This is a genomic window from Sphingomonas sp. 66-10, assembly GCF_001897045.1.
In the GTDB taxonomy this organism is placed as follows: domain Bacteria; phylum Pseudomonadota; class Alphaproteobacteria; order Sphingomonadales; family Sphingomonadaceae; genus Sphingomonas; species Sphingomonas lycopersici.
On the sequence record NZ_MKRR01000132.1, the window covers coordinates 1 to 4,387 of the forward strand.

Annotated in this window: 4 protein-coding genes; all 4 read left to right on the forward strand. The window is 62.3% G+C overall.

Annotated features, from left to right (window positions below):
- The coding region (locus tag BGN95_RS13905; protein ID WP_286772981.1) for a zinc-dependent alcohol dehydrogenase family protein at positions 1 to 630 on the forward strand (630 nt) is incomplete at its 5' end.
- A gap of 204 nt (positions 631 to 834) precedes the next feature.
- Positions 835 to 1,125 (forward strand): metal/formaldehyde-sensitive transcriptional repressor, encoded by a 291-nt coding sequence (locus tag BGN95_RS13910; RefSeq protein ID WP_109462186.1) that lies wholly within the window; start codon positions 835 to 837, stop codon positions 1,123 to 1,125.
- Positions 1,126 to 1,340: 215 nt separating this feature from the next.
- Entirely contained in the window at positions 1,341 to 2,450 is a 1,110-nt protein-coding gene (locus tag BGN95_RS13915) for an S-(hydroxymethyl)glutathione dehydrogenase/class III alcohol dehydrogenase (RefSeq protein WP_286772982.1), read from the forward strand.
- A 463-nt stretch (positions 2,451 to 2,913) separates the two neighbouring features.
- A partial coding sequence (locus tag BGN95_RS13920; RefSeq protein WP_502688295.1) for an excinuclease ABC subunit UvrA occupies positions 2,914 to 4,387 on the forward strand: 1,474 nt, incomplete at its 3' end.

A 4,387-nucleotide genomic window follows, 5' to 3' on the forward strand; every position in this document is an offset into this window, starting at 1 on the left:
GAGGAAGCGGCGGCCGTGTGGATGCAGTATGTCACCGCCTGGGGTGCGCTGGTGGAGCAGGCGAAACTCGGCGAGGGCGATTTCGTCATCGTCACTGCTGCCTCCAGCAGCGTCGGCCTTGCTGCCTTCCAGATTGCGCGGATGGTCGGCGCGACGGTAATCGCGACGACGCGTACCGGCGCCAAGCGCCAGGCCCTGATCGATGCCGGTGCACATCATGTCGTCGCGACCGGGGAAGAGGATCTGGTAGCGAGGGTGATGGAGATAACCGATGGTCAGGGTGCGCGCGTGGTGCTCGATCCGGTCGGAGGCCCGTCGTTCGAGCCGCTGACCGAGAGCATGGCACGCGGCGGCATCCTGCTCGAATACGGCGCGCTCAGCGGCGAACCGACGCCGTTCCCGTTGTTCTCCGTGCTGGGCAAGAGCCTCACGCTCAAGGGGTATCTCTACAGCGAGATCGTCTCGGACGATGCCGCCCTCGATCGCGCCAAGGCGTTCATCGTGGCGGGTCTGGAATCGGGCGCGCTCAAGCCGCGGATCGCGCGCACTTTCCCGCTCGACGCCATCCAGGACGCTCACCGCTTCCTCGAATCTAACGACCAGATCGGCAAAGTCGTCGTTACGGTCTGACCGGCATACCGGGGGGAGTGAGCGATCGCTCCCCCCCCTTCCCCGACATAGGATCGGACCCTCGGCGCCCATGCCAAGGCTGCTCGTGGCGCAGGCTTGAGAGCATGACCGGAACCTCGCCCGATTAGAAAAACGCCCGGCTCTGTGCAGGATTGAAACTCCCCCCCTCTATAGTATACTGGAGCGAATTCTCGGGAAAACGCGATGCCACATTCATCAGAGGACAAGAAGCGAGCCATCACACGCTTGCGGCGTATCAAGGGTCAGGCGGACGCTCTGGAACGCGCGATCGAAGCGGGGGCCGATTGCGCTCCCCTGCTGCAGCAAATTGTCGCCATGCGTGGTGCGACAAATGGACTGATGGCAGAAGTGATGCAGAGTCATCTCAGGGAAACATTCGGTGCGGGCGCAGATCGGGCCGTCGGAGGCGCAGGTGGCGATCACGATGACGGCGTGGAGGGCGTAATGAAGATTTTGCGTACTTATCTTAAATGACAATTTCAGGCTCATTTTCTTGCCCGTGTTCTCCCGCACCTAGAAGCCAGTCCCTGCTGCCTTCTCTGGTTTGAGATCCTCGTTAGGACACCTCTTGTATACTGGTAGGGAGTATGATAAGGATACTCCCTACCAGTATGAAAATGTCGACGAATTTGCGCTGACGCAACGGCCTCGCACCAGCAATCAGTCTAACTCGACGAGGGTATCCCAACATGAAATCTCGCGCCGCTGTAGCCTTCGAGGCGGGTAAGCCACTCGAAATCGTCGAGATCGATGTCGCCCCACCCCGGAAAGGCGAAGTCCTCATACGGGTGACGCACACCGGTGTGTGCCACACCGACGCGTACACGCTGGCGGGGAGTGATCCGGAGGGTGTTTTCCCGGTGGTTCTGGGCCACGAGGGCGCGGGCATCGTTGTCGAGGTCGGTGAAGGCGTCACCAGCGTCGGGCCGGGCGATCACGTGATTCCGCTCTACACCGCCGAGTGCGGCAAGTGCGACTTCTGCCTGTCGGGCAAGACCAACCTGTGCGTCGCTGTCCGCGAAACGCAGGGCAAGGGCTTGATGCCCGATGGGACCACCCGCTTTTCGTACAATGGTCAGCCCCTCTATCATTACATGGGCTGTTCAACCTTCAGTGAATATACTGTCGTCGCCGAAGTCTCGCTCGCCAAGATCAATCCCGAGGCAAACCCCGAACATGTCTGCCTGCTCGGCTGCGGCGTCACGACCGGCATCGGCGCAGTCCACAATACCGCCAAGGTCCAGCCCGGAGACTCGGTCGCCGTGTTCGGCCTCGGCGGCATCGGCCTCGCGGCGATTCAGGGTGCACGCCAGGCGAAGGCGGGTCGCATCATCGCCATCGACACCAATCCGTCCAAGTTCGAGCTGGCACGCCAGTTCGGTGCGACCGAGTGCATCAACCCCAAGGACCATGACAAGCCCATCCAGCAAGTGCTGATCGAGATGTCGGGCTGGGGCATCGATCATACCTTCGAGTGCATCGGCAACGTCCACGTCATGCGCGCCGCGCTTGAATCAGCGCACCGTGGCTGGGGTCAGTCGATCGTGATTGGCGTTGCCGGCGCGGGCGAGGAAATCTCCACCCGCCCATTCCAGCTCGTCACAGGCCGCGTATGGAAGGGGTCCGCTTTCGGTGGCGTCAAGGGACGGACACAGCTCCCCGGCATGGTCGAGGACGCGATGAGAGGCGATATCGATCTGGCCCCATTCGTAACCCACACGATGGGTTTGGAGGAGATCAACGAGGCCTTCGCACTGATGCACGAAGGCAAGTCGATCCGCACGGTCATTCACTACTGACCCGCCGATCCGAAGCGGCGCGAGGCGCTCGGATCGACAACTCGGCCGTCATCATGGCCCGACCCCGGCCATGATGAAGCGCGCACTGGCAAATGGGCAACGCGTCGCGATGCGGTAACAAGCGCCGAAGTGCGATCGTTACATGCCGATAGCGGCACGGACCAGGGCCGCCTGGCCCAGGCGCTTACCAGCGGAGTGTGTGTGGCCTCGTCGCGCGACCCAACGGGAAAAATGGTTTTGTCGTAACCTTTGTCTAATGCTGGAAAAATATTTCAAAGGTGCCGAACATCGGGCCAGCCTGGCCGTTGGATGTATTGAGTCGGAAATGCATTCATCTGTTACCCGACTGTGATGAACCACGGGCCGCACGGGCGTATAGGGCAGGAAGACTGAATTGAAGAGCAAGGATATTCACGCGACGACGCCGGCCACCGATCATGGGCATACGGGGCCGCCCGCTTGCGTGCAGGTTCGCGGGGCGCGCCAGAATAACCTCAAAAATATTGACGTCGATGTACCGCGCGACGCCTTCGTGGTGTTCACCGGCATATCGGGCTCGGGCAAGTCATCGCTCGCATTCGGCACCCTTTATGCCGAAGCCCAGCGGCGTTATCTGGAATCGGTTGCGCCCTATGCCCGTCGCCTGATCGACCAGGCCGGCGTGCCGGAGGTCGACGCGATCGACGGTTTGCCGCCTGCGGTCGCGTTGCAGCAGCAGCGCGGCTCGGCCAACGCGCGATCCTCGGTCGGCAGCGTGACGACGCTCTCCAGCCTGGTGCGGATGCTCTATTCGCGCGTCGGCGAATATCCGCGCCATCAACCGATGCTCTATGCGGAGGATTTCTCCCCCAACACGGTCGCGGGGGCCTGCGCGACCTGCCACGGCATCGGCCGCGTCTATGACGCGACCGAGGCGACGATGGTACCCGACGATACACTCACCATTCGCGAGCGGGCAATCGCCGCATGGCCTCCGGCGTGGCACGGCCAAAACCTGCGCGATATTCTAGTGTCGCTTGGTTATGACGTCGATACGCCATGGCGCGATCTGCCAAAGAAGGATCGCGACTGGATTCTCTTCACCGACGAAACGCCGACGGTGCCGGTCTATGCGGGGCTGAGCCCTGAGCAGACGCGCGTTGCCCTCAAACGCCGGATGGAGCCGAGCTATCAGGGCACCTTCACCGGCGCGCGTCGCTACGTGCTGGAAACCTTCGCCAACACTAAAAGCGCGCTGATGAAGAAGCGCGTCTCGCAATATATCATCGGCCGCGATTGCCCGACCTGCGACGGCAAGCGCCTGAAGCGCGAAGCCCTGTCGGTCAAATTCGCCGGCCTCGACATTGCCGAGTTCGGCGACCTGACGGTGCTCAAGCTGAAGGACTTGCTGATGCCCGTCGCGCATGGCGCGTATGGGGCGGTCTCCGCCCCCTCAAAGGGCCATGTTCTGGAAAAAGCGGCCCGCGATGCAGCGGTCGAACAACGGGTTGCGGCGGGCGGCTCTGCGCACAAGAGCGCGCCCGACGTACGCCGCACGCCCAATCTCTCCGACGAGAAGCGGATCGCCGCCCAACGCCTTGCCTGCGAATTGATCGAGCGGCTAGAGCCACTGATCGATCTTGGCCTTGGCTACATTTCGCTCGACCGCAGCACGCCGACGCTCTCCTCCGGAGAGCTGCAGCGCTTGCGGCTTGCCACGCAATTGTCGTCACAGCTTTTCGGCGTGGTCTATGTGCTTGACGAGCCTTCGGCAGGGTTGCACCCGGCAGATGGCGAAGCCTTGCTCACCATCCTCGAGCGTCTCAAGGCGGCGGGCAACTCCCTGTTCGTCGTCGAACATGATCTCGACGTGATCCGCCGCGCGGAATGGCTCGTCGATGTCGGGCCAGGAGCCGGGGAAAAGGGCGGTGAAGTCCTCTACAGCGGGCCGATAGAGG

What these genes read in the sequence shown, in the direction of transcription:
- BGN95_RS13910 (WP_109462186.1), top strand. Translation starts at nt 835, where the DNA reads ATGCCACATTCATCAGAGGACAAGAAGCGAGCCATCACACGCTTGCGG.
- BGN95_RS13915 (WP_286772982.1), top strand. Translation starts at nt 1,341, where the DNA reads ATGAAATCTCGCGCCGCTGTAGCCTTCGAGGCGGGTAAGCCACTCGAA.